This window comes from Aeromonas sp. R2-1 (assembly GCF_040908425.1).
GTDB classification, from domain to species: Bacteria; Pseudomonadota; Gammaproteobacteria; order Enterobacterales; family Aeromonadaceae; genus Aeromonas; species Aeromonas caviae.
Window position 1 is genome coordinate 1 of sequence record NZ_JBFODR010000032.1, and the last position, 16,777, is coordinate 16,777.

At 58.8% G+C, this 16,777-nt stretch carries 13 protein-coding genes and 2 tRNA genes; 10 read left to right on the forward strand and 5 right to left on the reverse strand.

Going from position 1 to position 16,777, the window contains the following annotated elements; all coding sequences use genetic code 11:
* Window positions 1–18: 18 nt before the first annotated feature.
* A protein-coding gene (locus tag AB5Y80_RS11600) for an IS3-like element ISAeca4 family transposase (protein ID WP_139739419.1) occupies window positions 19–1,172 on the reverse strand; the annotation gives its coding sequence in 2 pieces (ribosomal slippage) (window positions 19–935 and window positions 935–1,172; 1,155 coding nt in all).
* Complete coding sequence (locus AB5Y80_RS11605; RefSeq protein WP_368172946.1) at window positions 1,111–1,536, reverse strand: hypothetical protein; 426 nt, start codon at window positions 1,534–1,536, stop codon at window positions 1,111–1,113. The genes AB5Y80_RS11600 and AB5Y80_RS11605 overlap by 62 nt, the downstream gene beginning before the upstream one ends.
* A gap of 716 nt (window positions 1,537–2,252) precedes the next feature.
* Between AB5Y80_RS11605 and AB5Y80_RS11610 the strand changes: the two genes are divergently transcribed.
* A tRNA-Phe gene (locus AB5Y80_RS11610) sits at window positions 2,253–2,328 on the forward strand.
* A gap of 5 nt (window positions 2,329–2,333) precedes the next feature.
* Window positions 2,334–2,409 (forward strand) — tRNA-Asn (locus AB5Y80_RS11615).
* A gap of 64 nt (window positions 2,410–2,473) precedes the next feature.
* Here AB5Y80_RS11615 and AB5Y80_RS11620 read toward each other — a convergent pair.
* Complete coding sequence (locus AB5Y80_RS11620; protein WP_010675494.1) at window positions 2,474–2,695, reverse strand: hypothetical protein; 222 nt, start codon at window positions 2,693–2,695, stop codon at window positions 2,474–2,476.
* A gap of 155 nt (window positions 2,696–2,850) precedes the next feature.
* Window positions 2,851–2,985 (reverse strand): hypothetical protein, encoded by a 135-nt coding sequence (locus AB5Y80_RS11625; protein WP_080560565.1) that lies wholly within the window; start codon window positions 2,983–2,985, stop codon window positions 2,851–2,853.
* 236 nt (window positions 2,986–3,221) lie between these two features.
* Here AB5Y80_RS11625 and AB5Y80_RS11630 point away from each other — a divergent pair, with 236 nt between their 5' ends.
* Both AB5Y80_RS11630 and AB5Y80_RS11635 read left to right on the forward strand, forming a co-directional pair.
* Window positions 3,222–4,499 (forward strand): alpha/beta hydrolase, encoded by a 1,278-nt coding sequence (locus tag AB5Y80_RS11630; RefSeq protein WP_368172947.1) that lies wholly within the window; start codon window positions 3,222–3,224, stop codon window positions 4,497–4,499.
* A 97-nt stretch (window positions 4,500–4,596) separates the two neighbouring features.
* Window positions 4,597–8,157, forward strand: coding sequence for an ATP-binding cassette domain-containing protein (locus tag AB5Y80_RS11635; protein WP_368172948.1), 3,561 nt, complete (start codon window positions 4,597–4,599; stop codon window positions 8,155–8,157).
* A gap of 55 nt (window positions 8,158–8,212) precedes the next feature.
* Here the strand turns inward: AB5Y80_RS11635 and AB5Y80_RS11640 are convergent, their stop codons facing one another.
* Window positions 8,213–8,419, reverse strand: a complete 207-nt coding sequence (locus AB5Y80_RS11640; RefSeq protein WP_010675497.1) for a YgdI/YgdR family lipoprotein — start codon at window positions 8,417–8,419, stop codon at window positions 8,213–8,215.
* An 877-nt stretch (window positions 8,420–9,296) separates the two neighbouring features.
* Here AB5Y80_RS11640 and AB5Y80_RS11645 point away from each other — a divergent pair.
* The 6 genes from AB5Y80_RS11645 to AB5Y80_RS11670 all read left to right on the forward strand — a co-directional run bounded on the left by AB5Y80_RS11645 (window position 9,297) and on the right by AB5Y80_RS11670 (window position 16,741).
* Window positions 9,297–11,837: an SLBB domain-containing protein gene (locus AB5Y80_RS11645; RefSeq protein WP_052130455.1), complete on the forward strand. Its 2,541-nt coding sequence runs from the start codon at window positions 9,297–9,299 to the stop codon at window positions 11,835–11,837.
* 47 nt (window positions 11,838–11,884) lie between these two features.
* Window positions 11,885–12,844 (forward strand): Wzz/FepE/Etk N-terminal domain-containing protein, encoded by a 960-nt coding sequence (locus AB5Y80_RS11650; protein ID WP_041215738.1) that lies wholly within the window; start codon window positions 11,885–11,887, stop codon window positions 12,842–12,844.
* 107 nt (window positions 12,845–12,951) lie between these two features.
* Window positions 12,952–13,197: a hypothetical protein gene (locus AB5Y80_RS11655; protein WP_158657300.1), complete on the forward strand. Its 246-nt coding sequence runs from the start codon at window positions 12,952–12,954 to the stop codon at window positions 13,195–13,197.
* A 66-nt stretch (window positions 13,198–13,263) separates the two neighbouring features.
* Window positions 13,264–13,908 carry a YjbF family lipoprotein gene (locus AB5Y80_RS11660; RefSeq protein ID WP_141651337.1) on the forward strand — a complete coding sequence of 215 codons (645 nt, stop codon included), beginning with the start codon at window positions 13,264–13,266 and terminating at the stop codon, window positions 13,906–13,908.
* Entirely contained in the window at window positions 13,905–14,654 is a 750-nt protein-coding gene (locus tag AB5Y80_RS11665) for a capsule biosynthesis GfcC D2 domain-containing protein (protein WP_201925316.1), read from the forward strand. Before AB5Y80_RS11660 ends, AB5Y80_RS11665 begins: the two co-directional genes overlap by 4 nt.
* The gene (locus AB5Y80_RS11670; protein ID WP_048207000.1) at window positions 14,654–16,741 is read left to right on the forward strand and encodes a YjbH domain-containing protein; all 2,088 of its coding nucleotides are present in this window, start codon (window positions 14,654–14,656) and stop codon (window positions 16,739–16,741) included. Before AB5Y80_RS11665 ends, AB5Y80_RS11670 begins: the two co-directional genes overlap by 1 nt.
* The last annotated feature ends 36 nt before the right edge of the window (window positions 16,742–16,777 follow it).

Genomic DNA, 16,777 nt, shown 5'->3' on the forward strand with positions numbered 1-16,777 from the left:
TGAATCGCCCCGGCTTCTCTAGACACTTTTGAGCCGTTCGAAATATTGCTTTTCACACTCTACTGGCGATAGCCCATTGTTGAAACTGTGCCGACGCTTGGGGTTGTAAAACATTTCAATGTAATCGAACACATCCTGCCGGGCCTCCTCCCGATCTGCATAGGTTTTACGTCGGATCCGCTCGCGTTTGAGGAGTTGGAAGAAACTCTCCGCCACCGCGTTATCATGGCAATTGCCACGTCTGCTCATGCTGGCCTTGAGCCGGTGCTCCCGCAAAAAATCCTGCCAGTCATAGCTGCTAAACTGGCTCCCTTGGTCAGAATGAACCAGCACTTCCTGCTCGGGTCGCCGTCGCCACACTGCCATCAGTAACGCGCTGATGGCCAACTCTCGGTCGATCCGTGGCCCCATTGACCAACCAATGACTTGTCGTGAAAACAAATCCAATACCGCGGCCAGATAGAGCCAGCCTTCATGGGTTCGAATATAAGTGATGTCCGTTACCCAGACCTTATTTGGCTCAGTCACATCGAACTGGCGTTCAAGATGATTCGGTGCAACCACCGTTGGCCGGCCACCATAATGACCGGGACGGCGACGATAACCGGTTTGTGAACGCAAACCTTCATGACGCATTAATCGCGCCACCCGGTGTTTCCCACAGGTCTCGCCCATCTCTCGCAGGTCATCCCGGATCTTGCGATAGCCATAGACGCCCCCGCTTTCTAGCCAACATTGCTTGATCTGGCCCAGGAGGCGTTGGTCTTCAAGTGCGCGGGCAGATAAAGGCTGGTGCTGCCAGGCGTAATAACCGCTCGGGTGGACATTCATCATCCGACACAGTCGGCGGATGGGATGTGTGGACGCGTGCACCCGGATGAAGGCGTACCTTACCCTGACAGCTTGGCAAAGTACGCGGCGGCCTTTTTTAAGATATCTCGCTCATCGGTGACGCGGCGCAGTTCAGCCTTGAGGCGCCGAATTTCGGCTTGCTGGCTGGAGTCATGCTGTTGCTGCACGGCGGGCTGGCTGTAGCGCCTGATCCAGGCGTAAAGACTGTGGCTGGAAACACCAAGTCGCTCAGCGACCTCTGCCACTGGGTAATGGCGCTCAGTCACCTGCTTGACGGCGGCCAGTTTGAATTCTTCCGTGTAACGTTGCTGCTTGCTCATAACACCTCCTGATTGACCTCAGTTTGAGGCTCTTGAGGTGTCTAGGAAAGTAGGGGCGATTCAGTTCTACTGACAAGCTCGAAAGATAGGTTTGGTTGAATCCCACAGGGTCCAGTACAAACTCCGCTTTTAGCTTTCTTGCCTGCTCACGTATCTCTTTAACGCTGAATTCGTCCGTACTCGCGATTTTTAGCCGATAACGAACTTTGTTTCTAGTGAAACTAAGACAACCTACCTTGCGACCTGTGGCATAAGTGATCCACGTAAGTGAACGCTCGTATTTATCTTTACTTTCACGCTGCTTTGAACTGCACTCCTCCAACTTAGTAGCATCTTCAGTTGGAGCTACAGCCTGTTCGGGCATCGTACCTCCTTTATCTAAAGCCCCCACCTTGGCGGCTCAGGCATGTTGGACGAAAAACGAATGCTTGAAAATAGGTGGTCATGCCGCCAAACCTCCCCAATCTGAAGCAGCGGTTGATGTGGCCCGATTTATGCTTTTTTGATTTTTTTGACTCGCCTGCTTCTAATCTCACTCGAATATCCTCTCCTTCTCAAAAAATAAAAGCCCCATAAGGGTCCCAATTTTGATGTGCAAAATTTTTATATTTTTTTTTTGATCCCCCCAGAGAGCTGTTTATTTTTTGAACTAAAACACCACGTAAAGCACTAGCTATTTACCCCCTACAGCTCTTGCTGTAGGGGGTTATCACTCTTCTTCAAAAAGCAGATCCGAAAGTTGAGCGACCGGAGGTCCTTCGGTATCGACGCACCAAACCCTGTCTGGTCAATTTCTGGTAACTTTTCAGCGCACAAAAAACATGCACTTCGGCTCATCTGGATTTAACAAAAAATGAGCGCATTTACGGGCGACACGGGATATGTGAGACAGCGAAAAAGCCAATTCCATCCAGGGAAAAAACCTCGATAGCAGAACCTGCCGACAACCGGATCCCGGTGTGGAGTCAGGGGCTCCTTGCACACTCTCTCGCCACTTGGTTCAACCTATGCAAAAACATGCCAGAAACTGGGGGTGCAAGGTTGACACCCCAGTCCAGAAAGGGTTTAATGCGCGCCGTTGCCCAGATAGCTCAGTCGGTAGAGCAGGGGATTGAAAATCCCCGTGTCGGCGGTTCGATTCCGTCTCTGGGCACCAACTACTCCTCCTTAGTTCAGTCGGTAGAACGGCGGACTGTTAATCCGTATGTCACTGGTTCAAGTCCAGTAGGAGGAGCCAAATTCGAAAGGCCCGCTTAGATGAGCGGGCCTTTTTGCATCTGTCATTTACTCACATGCCGGGGCTAGTAGTGGTTTTCGTCCCCATGCCATACGTGTCCAGCCGAGCAGGCCCGGGCGACTTCGTGGCAGGGGTCGTCCGCATGGCGGCGAAAGAAGTGCTGATCCTGTTGCAGCAGGAGCGAACTCATCGAGTGGCTCATGCCAGCCAGTGCCTCGCCAGCGGTCAATCCTGCAACCCGGTGATCTGTGGCCAAATGAGCCAGGACTTTTTCACGACTGTTCATGATCGCCTCCCTCTGTGGATCCGGTCGTAAATTGACCATAGCAGCCGTACTCTGCATACCGCAAACCCGCGCCAGCAAAGGGCTACAGGCAGGTCCCGACCTTCTGCTCCGGCATGAAAAAACCCGCTCATGACAAGCGGGTCTGTTTCACTCAGCTAACCGCCATTGCAGGCCGCCAGCAACAGAGTGGCACCACAGGTGGCGCTGAACACCAGCAAACCCACCTGCAGCACCCCCTCCGGATCCCTCTGCGTGCGTCTCTTGCGAACACGTATCCATCTCGGCTTCATCGAGCCAACTCCATCCAGTTTCCTGCACCCGGGGTGCTGACCTATTCCTGCCCATCCCGGCAGGCGGCTCATCTTTGTCCAGTTGCAGCCCGCCGTCAACCGCGGCGAAACCACACCTTGTACGACACCGACCTCAGGCTCCATCTCTGTTAACCATCTGGAAAACCGGCGTGACCCGCTCCTGCGCCAGGGCTATGATGAGCCCGACGATTTTCCTACCCTCAGGGAGACCCCAGATGAGCAGCCCCTTGCACTATGTGCTGGATGGCATCCATTGCGAGCCACACTTTTTTACCGTGCCCCTCGACCACCAGCATCCCGACGAGGAGGCGACCCTCACCCTGTTTGGCCGCACCCTCTGCCGCAAGGACAAGCTGGATGATGACCTGCCCTGGCTGCTCTATTTGCAAGGGGGCCCGGGCTTCGGCGCTCCTCGCCCGACCGCCGATGGCGGCTGGATCAAGCGGGCCCTGCAGGAGTTTCGGGTGCTGCTGCTCGATCAGCGCGGCACCGGCCACTCCACCCCCATCAGTGCTGACGCCCTGGCGGGGATGACCCCAGATGAGCAGGCGGACTACCTCGGCCATTTTCGTGCCGACAGCATAGTGCGCGACGCCGAATGCATTCGCGAGGTGCTGAGCCCGGGGCGCCCCTGGAGCCTGCTCGGCCAGAGTTTCGGCGGCTTTTGCAGCCTTACCTATCTCTCGTTGTTCCCGCGGAGCCTGCACGAGGTCTACCTCACCGGCGGCGTAGCACCCATCGGGCGCAGTGCGGATGAGGTCTACCGCGCCACCTACCAGCGGGTGGCGGACAAGAACCGCGCCTTCTTCACCCGCTTCCCCCATGCACAGGCCCTGGCCAACCGGCTGGCCAATCACCTGCACCACCACGACGTGCGCCTGCCCAACGGCCAGCGCCTGACGGTGGAGCAGTTGCAGCAGCAGGGGCTGGATCTGGGGGCCAGCGGCGCCTTCGAGGCACTTTACTACCTGCTGGAAGACGCCTTCATCGGCGAACGCCTCAACCCCGCCTTCCTCTATCAGGTGCAGGCCATGCAGCCGTTCAACACCAACCCGGTGTTCGCCATCCTGCACGAGCTCATCTATTGCGAAGGGAGTGCCAGCAACTGGGCGGCCGAGCGGGTGAGAAGGGAGTTCCCTTCCCTGGCCTGGGCGCCAGGCAAAGATTTCGCCTTCACCGGTGAGATGATCTTCCCCTGGATGTTCGAGCAGTTCCGCGAGCTCATTCCCCTGAAGGAGGCCGCCCACCTGCTTGCCCAGAAAGCGGACTGGGGTCCCCTCTACGACCCGGCGCAGCTGGCCCGCAACACTGTGCCGGTGGCCTGCGCCGTCTATGCCGAGGACATGTACGTGGAGTTTGACTACAGCCGCGACACCCTGAAGGGGCTTGGCAACAGCCGCGCCTGGATCACCAACGAGTACGAACACAACGGCCTGCGGGTCGATGGCGAGCGGATCCTGGATCGGCTCATCCGCATGAACCGGGATCGCTGATCCCGCCGGGCGCACGCCCGCAGCAAGACAACAAGTTCGAGGGCGGCCCATGAGCCGCCCCGCCCATGGAAGCAACACAAAACAACAAGGACACCCATTGGATCATCCGGAAATCTCGGCCGGCTGGCTGAGTCGCCTCTTCTATCGCTGGACCGGCCCGCTGCTGCGCAAGGGGCTGACCCAGCCCCAGGTCAGTCTCGACGATCTCTATCCCCTGCTGCCGGAAGACAGGCGCGACGGCCGCGCCGACGCCTTCCTCGCGCTCACTGCCCACCAGCCGGTGCGCCCCTGGCCCCTAACCGCCTTTATCTGGCGCCATTACAAGGGACGGATTGGCCTGCTCACCCTGCTGCAACTGCTCGGCATGCTCGCCACCCTGACCAGCCCCTGGCTGCTCAACCACAGCATGACCCAGCTCGGCACCGATGCCACCACCGGCCACAAGCTGCTGCTGGCCCTGGCCCTGTTCGCCTCCGTGCTCGCCGCCGGCATGCTGGCGGAGCACTCCCTGCAACTGGCCCTAAAGATGCACGTGCCCATCCGCCGTCTGCTGGCCGAATCCCTGCTCGCCAAGGTGATGAAGCAGGGTGGCAAGAGCTTCGACGACAGGGCCGGCGGCCGGGTTCAGAACCTCATCAACCGGGACGTGTGGGACATTACTTGGATCCTGGCTGACCCCGCCATGCCGGTCACCATGGCGCTGCAACTCATCGGCACCATCGCCCTGCTGGTGTGGCAGGTGGGCAGTGCCGGTCTGGTGGGCTTCGCGGTGCTGGCCCTGCTGCTGCTCATCTCCACCCGGGTGGTACGGCGCATGAACCAGCAGGAGCAGCAGCTCAAGCGTCAGCAGGACGAGCGCAACGGCATCCTGGCGGAATACATCAAGAAGCTGAGGCTGGTGCGCCAGAACGGGCTTGGCCCCTTCTTCACCCGGGCGGCCAACACCAAGCGCCAGCAGGAGTTGGGAGTGCTGGGCCGGGTGCTCAGGCTCGATGCCATCAACGAAGGGCTGATGCTGAGCACTCCCCTGCTGGTGACCCTGGCTACCTTCACCACCTACCTGGCGTCGGGCAACACCCTCACCCTGCCCCAGGTGTTCACCACCATCGCCCTGTTTACCGTGCTGCGCATTCCCATGATGCGACTGCCCTACCTCATCCGCACCCTGATCAACTTCAACACCGGCTTCAACCGGCTGTGCGAGTTCCTGAACAGCCCGGAGCAGCACCGGGAACTCGATGATCCCGCCCTGCCGGCGGGGGCCCTCCACCTGGAAGGCGTCAGTGCCCTGCACCAGCAAAAACCGGTGCTCGAGGGAGCCAACCTCGCCATCGCACCGGGGGAGCTCGTGGGGATCACCGGGGCCACCGGGGCGGGCAAGAGCTGCCTGCTGCATCTGGTTGCCGGCTTTGACAGCGAGTTTGCCGGCAGCATCCGTCGCCACGGCCGGGTTGCCCATCTGGGCCATAAACCCTGGCTGATGAACGACACCATCCGCAACAACATCCTGTTCGGCCAGCCCTGGCACGCCGAGCGCTATCGTTGGGTGCTCGGCGCCTGCGCCCTCACGGCCGATCTCGCGCTGCTCAGCCACGGGGATCAAACCCTGGTGGGGGAGCTCGGCACCCGCCTCTCCGGCGGCCAGCAGCAGCGGGTCGCCCTGGCTCGCGCCCTCTACGCCCGGGCCGATATCCTGCTGCTGGACAACCCCTTGTCTGCGCTCGACCCCATGGTCGCGGCCCAGGTACTGGAGCAGGGGCTCGCCTTCAAGCCGGGGCCGACCCGGCTGCTGGTGAGCCACGACCCGGATGTGCTGGCCAGGTGCGATCGGGTGATCCGCATCGAGCAGGGGCGCCTGGTGGAGCTCGATGCCCACCAGTTGGCGGATCTTGTCCAGCATCCCCAGCCCGCCCCGCCGGTGCCCCCTCAGGAGGCGGAGCAGTTCAGCGAGGAGAAAGTGGTGGAGGGCAAGGTGGACTGGGGGCTGTTTGGCTTCATGTGGCAGCGCCTCGCCGCCCCCGGAGCCATCCTGCTCGTCCTGCTGCTCACCCTGGGCCAGGAGGGGCTGCGCATCGCCTCGGATCTCTGGCTCGGCGGCAAGGCCGAGGTGAGCGACGTCACGACCCTGCTCGGCATCTATGTGCTGCTGGGGGCGGGCTCCCTCGCCTGCATCATGGCGGTGCGAGTCATCAACTACAAACTCGGCCTCAAGCTGGCCTGGACCCTGTTTGACGGCATGCTGGGGCGCATCAGCCGCGCCCCCATGGCCTTCTTCGACAAGGTGCCCCAGGGGCGCATCCTCAACCGCTTCGACCGGGATCTGGGGGAGGCGCAAGAGATGCTGCTCTCCATGCTGGTGGGACTGTTCGGCATGCTGGTGTCCGTGGCCTTGCAGGTGGTGGTGATCGGCATCAATATTCCCCTGCTGCTGCTCATCGCCCCCCTGGTGGGATGGGCGCTCTATGTGTTGCAGCGCCGCTACCGGGCGGTGCAACTCAAGCTGCGGCGCCAGTCCTCGGTGCTGCGCTCCCCGCTCTACATCAGCATCAGCGAGACCATCCGCGGCGCCCCCGCCCTGCGCCTGGCCGGGGCCGAGCGTTTCGCGCTGGACCAGGTGCTGCACCACTATGACAACAACCTGCGCAGCTGGTACACCACCACCTCCATCAACCGCTGGCTCGGCATGCACCAGACCCTGCTCTCCGCCGCCCTGGTGGGGGCCGTGGCACTCATGGTGGCCTTTGGCAACAGCCCGCTGCTGGGGGCGGTTGCCATCACCTATGCCTTTACCGCTTCCGCCATGCTCAACTCCCTCATCCGCACCTTTGCCGAAGTGGAACAGGTGATGAACGCGGTAGAGCGGGTGCGCGAATACAGCGAAATAGAGAGCGAACGCCAGGAGGGAGAGGCCCTCGCCACCCCTCACCCCGCAGTGCGCTTCGACAACCTGGGGCTGCGCTACCCCCAGACCAGCCAGTGGGCGCTGCACAGGGTGAACTTCGAGCTGGCCCCAGGTGAAAAGGTGGGTGTGTGCGGGCGTACCGGGGCAGGCAAAAGCTCCCTGCTGGGGGTATTGCAGGCCATGTATCCCGCCTCCCAGGGGGAGATCTTCTACGGCGAGCAGCCACTGTCACGACTTGCACCGGAGGCGGTGCGCGATCTCTATGACACCGTCTCCCAGATCCCGCTCACCTTCTTCGGTACTCTGCGGGCCAACCTGGCGCCCCTGACCGAGCATGAGGACGCCATGCTTGAGCAGGCGCTTGCCCGGGTGGGCCTCGCCGAGCGCTGCGCCGGGCGGCTGGACGAGGATCTCGACAGGCTGCAACTCTCCGCCGGCGAGACCCAGTTGTTGGTGATCGCCCGCATCCTGCTGTCGCGCCGACCGCTCATCGTGCTGGACGAGGCCACCTCGGACCTCGATCACGGCGGCATGCGCAAGATGGCGGAGCTGCTCTACCGCTACCGGCCGGAGGCCAGCTACCTGGTGATCGCTCACCATCTGGAGCCGCTCTTGTCGGTGGACAAGGTGGTGGTGATGGAGGCCGGCACCGTGGTAGAGCAGGGTTCGCCGGTGAGCCTGCTGGCCAACTCCCACTCCCGCTTCCACCAGCTGTTTGCCGGCCAGGTCAACCGTCAGGTGCCCCAAACGGCATGAGCACCAACAATAACAAGGGCTGCCCCCGGGCAGCCCTTGTTGCTTGAGGAGAGCCTCAACGCTCCATGATCTGGGTGATGTCGTCCTTGTTGATATGCACCTCCCGCCCCTCTTCATCGTAATAGCGATACATGCCTGTGGTCTCGTCCAACCTGGGTTTGCTGTCGGTGGCAATCATCTTGCCATCCTTGGTGCTCATGATGTATTGGGAGCTGCACCCCGCCAATCCCAACAGACAAATCAGCATCATCACAGCTTTCATCACTCTCCCCTTCTTCACGCTCACCCTAGCGGTGATAGGTGAAGCCTAGCTCAGTATGGGTTTCTGACTGCAGCAGCCATAAAATTAGAGCAAAAAGTCAACCCTGCCAGACAAGCCTTATACGACACCCTAGTCAGGCACCAGAAACAAAGCCGTAACATTCGGCATGCTGAGTTATCAACATGTGGTCTCATACCCGGCCATTTAATGTGCCTTCTGATCAAACAAAGGAATAATCCGATATCAGCTGTAGGAATTGTCTGATATATGTTGCAAAAAAATACACTTTTGATAGATTTCCGCGCGGAAAACAAATGTCATTGTCATTGCCAACACAATCAATAATTTGACGCTTTGACCATCAGGTGCGACGCACACTGTCAGTCAGCCTGGAAAAATAACAAAAAATACACATCCCATGCCGATTTGCCCTTCGGATGCGGTAGCCATGTCTTTTTACTCCCGACCAGCATGGACGTTGTGACACTCATAATGAGCGAAGACACAATAATTACCGTGCACGGGGCAACACGCTGACGCCAAGTACCAGTCATGCCATCCCTGCCCCTGCGGGTGGTTTGCTCCTCATGCTGACAACACTGAGCATACCCAGGCCTTCCATATACCTGGGTGCCTTGCATATAAAAACGTCACACAAGCATGTTCTAATATACGGGGCTTGTTATTTTTCACGGATATATAAAGAAAGTCTAATTTACTCAATCGCCGAGTAAACACCCTATTTATTACCCACCATCTTCAGCAATCTGAACAAACACATTGCAAGGCTTTACCTAAAATGAAATTTATAACAGCGCCATGGATATTAGCTGCGATTAGTTTAAATGCATTCGCTGCGCCGCAAATCAGCCCGCAGATGATGGAACAATTCAAGCGCCTCCCCGCTGATCAGCAGCAGGCTCTGGCCAAGCAATACGGTATTTCTGTCGACCAGTTCCAGAATGCCAGCGCCATGACCCCTGTCACCCCGTCAACGCCGGTAGCGGCGCCACGGGAGGTCGACTACAGCCAGGTATCCCAGCGCCCGCTGATCGCAGGGGTAGCCCAGCCAGGGGAGCTCCAACCATTCGGTTACAATGTGTTCGCCGGGGAACCCATTCTGGATGCCCCCGTGACCGACATGCCCGTTGCTGATGATTATGTCATTGGCCCGGGGGATGAAATCCATGTACAGCTGTATGGCAAGGAAAACGCGGTCTATGACCTGAGTGTCGGTCGCGAAGGCTTCATCGATTTCCCCAGTCTCGGTCCCATCTCCGCCAGTGGGTTGACCTTCCAGCAATTCAGAAGCGACCTTGAAACCCGGATCAAGGAGCAGATGATAGGCGTCAATTCCTTCATCAGCTTTGGTTCCATGCGCGCCATGCAGGTCTTTGTGATGGGGGATGCCTATCGCCCCGGTGCCTACAATGTCAGCGGCATGGCGACCGTCACCCAGGTCTTGCAGGCGGCTGGCGGCATCGACACCGTCGGCTCCCTGCGCAAGATCCAGGTCAAGCGGGCCGGACAGAAAGTCATCGATGTGGATCTGTACAAGATGCTGGTCTGGGGGGATACCAGCCAGGATATTCGCTTGCAGGCGGGGGATACCGTCTTCGTCCCGGCCAAAGGCAGTGAAGTGTCCATCAGCGGACTGGTCAAGCGCCCCGCCATCTACGAATTGAGAAATTCGGCGCCCCTGGCGGACGTGCTCGCCCTGGCCGGTGGCGTAAAGGCGTCAGCCTTGCAGGAAGTCTCGGTAGAACGCCATACGGACACCGGTCTGAAAGTCTTCAACCTGACGCTGGCCAATGGCCATGACCGTCAGTTCAGCATCCGGGACGGCGACAAGATTTCGGTCAAACCGAGCAGCACCGAGTACAGTCAGGCCATCGTCGTCAAAGGGGCCGTAGTACGTGATGGCGTCTACAGCTACACCCCGGGCACCCGCATCAGCAACCTGCTCAAGAGCGTTCAGCGGGATCTCATCTCCGCGACCGATCTGAGCTATGCCCTGGTCGTCCGGGAAGTGGACTCCCAACGCAATATCAGCGTGATCCAGTTCAACTTGGGCAAGGCGCTGCAACAGCCGGGCAGCAAGGACGACGTGGTACTCCAGGCCAGGGACCAGGTACTGGTGTTCCGCAACGATGCCACTGACCGGCTCAGAGAGACTGCCGCAACCTCGACCAGAGTGAAGGATCTCAAGACCAAGACGAGGGAGCTGGACAACGCCGCCATGATGCGGACCGATGTTTCCACCGGCGCCGATGTCAAGAGTGACGAGCTCAACAATGACTCTCAGATCAAGCTCTCCTCCCTGTCCGACAAGACCGCCACGGACGCAGTGGTCGCCGATTCACGGCAAGCCCTTCTGGCGCCTGTCATCGAGCGCCTGAAGGCACAGTCTACCCTGGGTCAGCCGGTGAAGATCATGGAAGTGCGTGGCGAAGTGAAATACCCGGGCCTCTACCCGCTGACCGACAACAGCCGCATGTCCGATGCCATCCTGGCCGCCGGCGGATTCAACGAGCAGGCCAACGTGGTCGAACTCTCCCGCGTCAATGAGCGGGGCGACAGCATCCTGGTACAGAACGAACGATTCTCGCTGGATACCGCCAACAGCCCTTACGGTTCACCGCTGCTGCAATCCAAGGACAACATCAACGTCCTGCCCCATCCCCAATGGCGGGAAGAGGCGACCGTCCAGGTCTTCGGTGAAGTGAAATTCCCGGGCACTTACACCGTGCGCAGGGGAGAGAGCCTGCACGATCTGATCGAGCGCGTGGGTGGCATCACGACCTACGCCAACCCCAACGGGGCCATCTTCGCCCGCAAGGCCCTGCGCAAGCAGGAGGAAGAGCGGCTGGTGATGCTGCGCGATGAACTTCGCCAGGAGATCTCGACCATGACCTTGCGCAGACAGAGCACCATTGCCAACTACAGCAGCTCCCCTGCCGAAGCCATGTCGGTGGTCAACCAGCTGGAAAACAGCAAGGCCATAGGACGCATGACCATCGACATGCCAGCCCTGCTGGCCGGAGAGAAGCAGTCAGACGTCCTGCTTGAGGATGGCGACAAACTCTATATCCCGACCATGCAGAACGTGGTCTCCATCGCGGGCATGGTGCAGTTCCCCTCTTCCCATATCTACAAAGAGGAGACCAGCATCAACGAGTACATCAGCCTGGCCGGTGGTACCAAGAAACAAGCCGATACCGATCGCGTCTATGTCATCAAGGCCAATGGCAGCGTGATGCTGCCCAATGACAGCTGGTTTGGCGGACGCAAGAGCCTGGAGCCGGGGGACACCATCATAGTGCCGGTGGATTCCGACTATCTGGACAACCTGAGCATCATGTCTTCGGCGACCCAGATCATGTATCAGTTGGGCGTCGCCTGGTCCGCCATCAAGTAACGCGCTGGACGCGTCCAGTCATATTCCATAGGACTCATCAAATCATCATGGAAGCACAAAAAGCGAACGTCATTCCCTTGCCAAGGGATCTTGCTCCGGCAAGCGATGAAATCGACCTGCGAGAGCTGGCTATTGCCCTGTGGCAAGGCAAGTGGTGGCTCTTTGCCACCACATTGATCGCTACCTGTCTCGCCGTTGCCTTCGCACTGTGGAGTCCCAACATCTATCGTGCAGAAGCGCTCCTGACCCCCTCCCTTGAACAACAGGGGGGAGGACTCTCCGCGCTGGCCTCCCGCTTCGGCGGGCTGGCCAGTCTGGCCGGGGTCGATCTGGGCAATAAAGGAGGAGACAAGGCTTCCATCGCCATCGAGGTGGGCAAGTCGCGGCTGTTTCTCGGGGAGTTCATTCGTCGCCATCAACTGGCCGTCCCCCTGATCGCCGCCACCGGCATGGATAAAACCACGGGGGAGCTGCTCATCGACCCCGAGGTCTATGACACCCAGTCCCATCAGTGGGTCCGCGAGATGCCGCCCGGCAGGTCTCCAGAGCCCACTGACTGGGAGCTCATCAAGGCGTTCAGGAGCCTGGTCAATCTCAACAGCGACCCCAAGACAGGGCTGCTGACCGTCAGCGTCGACTTCTACTCCCCGCAACTGGCAAAACAGTGGGTGGACTGGTTGATCGACGATCTCAACAGCACCATGAAACAGCGGGATCAGGAGGAGTCAAAACGCAATATCGCCTATTTGACCGAACAACTCTCCAAGACTTCCGTTGCCGATATGCAGAAAGTCTTTTATCAATTGATAGAAGAGCAGACCAAAACCTTGATGCTCGCCGAAGTCAATCAGGAATATGTCTTTAAAGTGCTTGACCCTGCCGTTATCGCCGAAGAGAAAATAAAGCCGAAACGGGCACTCATCGTCGTATTGGGTGCCCTCTTGGGCGGCATGTTGGGGGTGATGATAATTTTGGTTCGATTTGCATTCCGTCATGATAAAAAATAATGGATGCAAATTGATCAAAAACGATGGCTTGCCATCACAATAGAGTAGAACGATCGTCGACTATTCTGATTTTATAAGGGAAATATATGAAGAAGAGTGTTTTGATTATGACTGCACTGCTGGCCCTGTCCAGCCCGACCATGGCTGCTGAAGAAGTCGCTGCTGGCGCAGGCGCCAGCACTGGTGGCGCCGCTGCCGGTGCCGGTGCTGCTAGCGCTGCTGCTGTCGGTGGCATCACCGCTGGTGCCATCGCCGTTGGCGTAGCCGCTGCTGCTGCCATCGGTGTTGCCGTTGCCGTTGCCAGCAACAACAACGACGACAACCCCTCGACTGTCACCAGCACAGCTCGTTGATATAATGAAATAAAGACTGCCTCAGGGCAGTCTTTATTGTTTTTCTATTTATTCAGTGATGCTTTCATGCTAATCAAGCGCATTCTTTTATTGCTATCAATGTTGTTGTTTGGCTGTGCAGACAGCAACGTTGATAGCTATCAACAGCTCAAATATATCTTCACTGCGGATGATGAGATAACCATTTCCCCGGAAGCCATCGAAAAGCTGCCCTATGCCAGTGCATTGCTCACCGTTGATGACAGACCACCTGTATTGCTCGTGCTCGCCTTTGCCGAGGGGGATCGCCTCTCCTGGGTCAGCAGCGACAGAGGCTTGATAGTGACCGAGCATGGTCGAATTACCAAGACGCTCAAGCTGGATAATGATCTTCGCTATTTCGCCGCCACCATGGCGGATCCCTTGAGTCAGGCCGTCATTCCAGGTGATGCCCAATTCAGTTATCTGGCCGAATGGGCGCAACTTCGCCACAGCGGAAGAAACCTCCACGCCACCTTCAAACAGCTGGCTGATGAAAATCTGGATATCAATGGCGCCGTGCTGACGACCTCCCTCTACGAAGAGACGGTCCAGTCGGTGAAGGATGACCTGACGTGGCGGAATTATTACTGGCTGGACAAAAAGACGGGCTTGGTCAGAAAAACCATTCAGCACATCGGCCCTGACAACAGCACCATCGAGATGGTCTTCACCAAGCCCTATGCACCATGAAAAAAATCATACTCTCGCTTCTGATTGGCTATGCCCCATGGCTTCATGCCGACAGCATCACCCGGGTGATGGTCGGCCATGCCAGCAAGACCACCATTTCCCTCTCCGATAGCCAGCGTCTGGAACAACTGTTGAATGCGCCCGGCTTGCCCGGCGACATCTACTGGCCTGCCGCCATCATCTCCTCCCCCGCCCGAGATGAGTCTGCACAGCAAGCCAAAGAACAGCTGCTCAGCGATCTGAAAGCCCTCCAGGTTCTCTGGATGAGAGCGCATCAGGGCGGCCTGGTTCAGGCCACCCAGCAACTGCTGCGCGAGCTGGATCAGCTCGATGTGGCCGGCCGGATTGACATCAAGCTGGATCCGGATCTCAGCAGAGTGGAGCCTGCAAACAACCCTCGTCTGTCTGGCGACTATTCTCTCTATCTCTCTCGCAGACCATCCAGCCTCTACCTGCTGGGATTGATCAACAGTCGCAGGTCCATGCCCCATGAACCCGCCAAGGGGCTGGCTGAATATTGGCAGGGCCACAGTCTGCTACCCGGCGCCAACCCTGGTGAGGTCTATCTCATCCAGCCGGATGGCCGCGTCCAGTTGTCCCCCGTCGCGGTGTGGAACGAATACCATATCGAGCCCATGCCGGGTGCAACCCTGTTTGCCGGTTTCGATCCGGCGCTGTTGCCTGCCCAGTTCAAGAACATCAATCTCCGTATTGCCGACATGATTGCTAATCGGATACCCGAGTAATGCTGACCAGAATCGCCACTCTCTCGCTGCTTGCCTCCCCCTTCGCGTTTGCCAACACGGACAGCTTCTCGCCTCTCCTCCCCACCCAGAGTGATTTTGGTGGCGTGGGCCTGCTCCAGATGCCGACGGCACGCATGGCTCCGGAAGGCGAGTTTTCATTCAACTACATGGATGACCAGGAATACCGGCGCTGGTCCATCTCCATGCAGCCATTCTCCTGGCTGGAAGCCACCCTGAGATACACCGACATTCGCACCCGGCTCTACAGCAATGACGAGAATTTCAGTGGCGACCAGACCTACAAGGACAAGGGGCTGGATGTCAAAGCCCGACTCTGGACCGAATCCACCTGGCGCCCACAGGTCTCTGTGGGCCTGCGCGATGTGATGGGGACCGGGCTCTTTGACAGCGAATACATCGTCGCCAGCAAACGCTACAAGAACCTTGATTTCACCCTGGGAATGGCGTGGGGAAACATGGGTCAGAGCGGCAATATCAAGAACCCCTTCTGTGAAGTCCGTGAAGGCTGGTGTCAGCGTGATGACGGCTTCTCGGGCAGCGGCGGCAAGTTTGAATTCGGCAGCCTGTTCCATGGCCCGGCGGCCCTCTATGGAGGGATAGAGTACCAGACCCCCTGGCAGCCCCTCAGGCTCAAGCTCGAATACGAGGGCAACGACTACAGTCACGAGTCGGCGGGGGCCATCGTTCAGAGCACCCCCATCAATGTGGGCATCGTCTACCAGCCTTACGATGTGTTCGACATGCACCTCAGCTATCAACGCGGCAATACCCTGATGTGGGGGCTGACATGGCATACCAACTTCAACGATCCCTCCCTGTCGCTGCCCAAGGTCATGGATCCCCCCGTTCCGGCCTATCAGGCCAGCCAGGTCGACTCCCTGGAGCAGGTCGACTGGTCGACGCTCTCTTCCCAGCTGGCCAGCAATGGGGGCTGGCAACAGGCCTCACTCTACAGTGACAAGGAGACCCTGACGCTGGAGGCAGAGCAGACCCGATACAGGGATCAGGCCCAGAGCGAGCAGCGAGCCACCCTGCTGGCCGTCAATGCCCTGCCTTCCACGGTGAAAGAGCTGCGCATCATCGAGCAGAAGCAGGGGATGCCCCTGCAGGAGAGCCGAGTCGATCTCGACTCCGTGCGTCGTGCCAACAGCGATCTCCCCCTCGGCCAGACACAGGAGATCGAGGTCAGCCGCCAGCCACCGGCCCCCGTCGAAGGCACACTGCGCCATGGAGCCGAACCCCGCTCATGGGATTTCAAGATAGTGCCCAAGCTGAGCCAGTCCATCGGGGGAGCCGAGAGTTTCTACATGTACCAGCTCGGGTTGAATGCCAACACCGACTGGCACATGACCGAGCACGACTGGGTGAGCAGCACCGTCTTCGTCAACCTCGTCAACAACTACGACAAGTTCAATTACACCGAGCCGCCGCCCGATGGAGAGGCCCTGCCCCGGGTCCGTACCTGGGTGCGGGAGTACGTGACGTCATCGAATGTGCTGCTCAACAACCTGCAGCTCACCCACATGGACAAGTTTGCCGATGGCTGGTACGGCCAGGCCTATGGCGGCTATCTGGAGATGATGTATGCCGGTGTCGGCGGGGAGGCCCTGTATCGCCCCTTCAACCGCAACTGGGCCATCGGTGCCGATCTCAACCTGGTCAGGCAGCGGGACTGGGAGAACACCCTCCAGCTCGCCGATTACCAGATCGCCACCGGCCATGTCACCACCTACTGGCAACCGGCGTTTCTGGACAAGGTGACCGCCCAGATTTCGGTGGGTCGCTATCTCGCGGGGGACTATGGCGCCACGTTCAACTTCGCCAAGACCTTTGATTCGGGGATCAGCGCCGGTTTCTTTGCCACCTTCACCAATGTGTCGGCAGAAGAGTACGGCGAAGGGAGCTTCACCAAGGGCCTCTACATCACCATCCCGTTCGACCTGATGATGTTCAAGTCCACCATCGACAGCGCCAACATCAGCTGGGTCCCCCTGACCCGGGACGGCGGCCAGATGCTGTCGAGGAAGTACGGCCTCTACGACCAGACCAGCGTGGCCTCCTTCTGATCCCGGTTCACCATGCCTTGCAGACAAAAAAAGCAC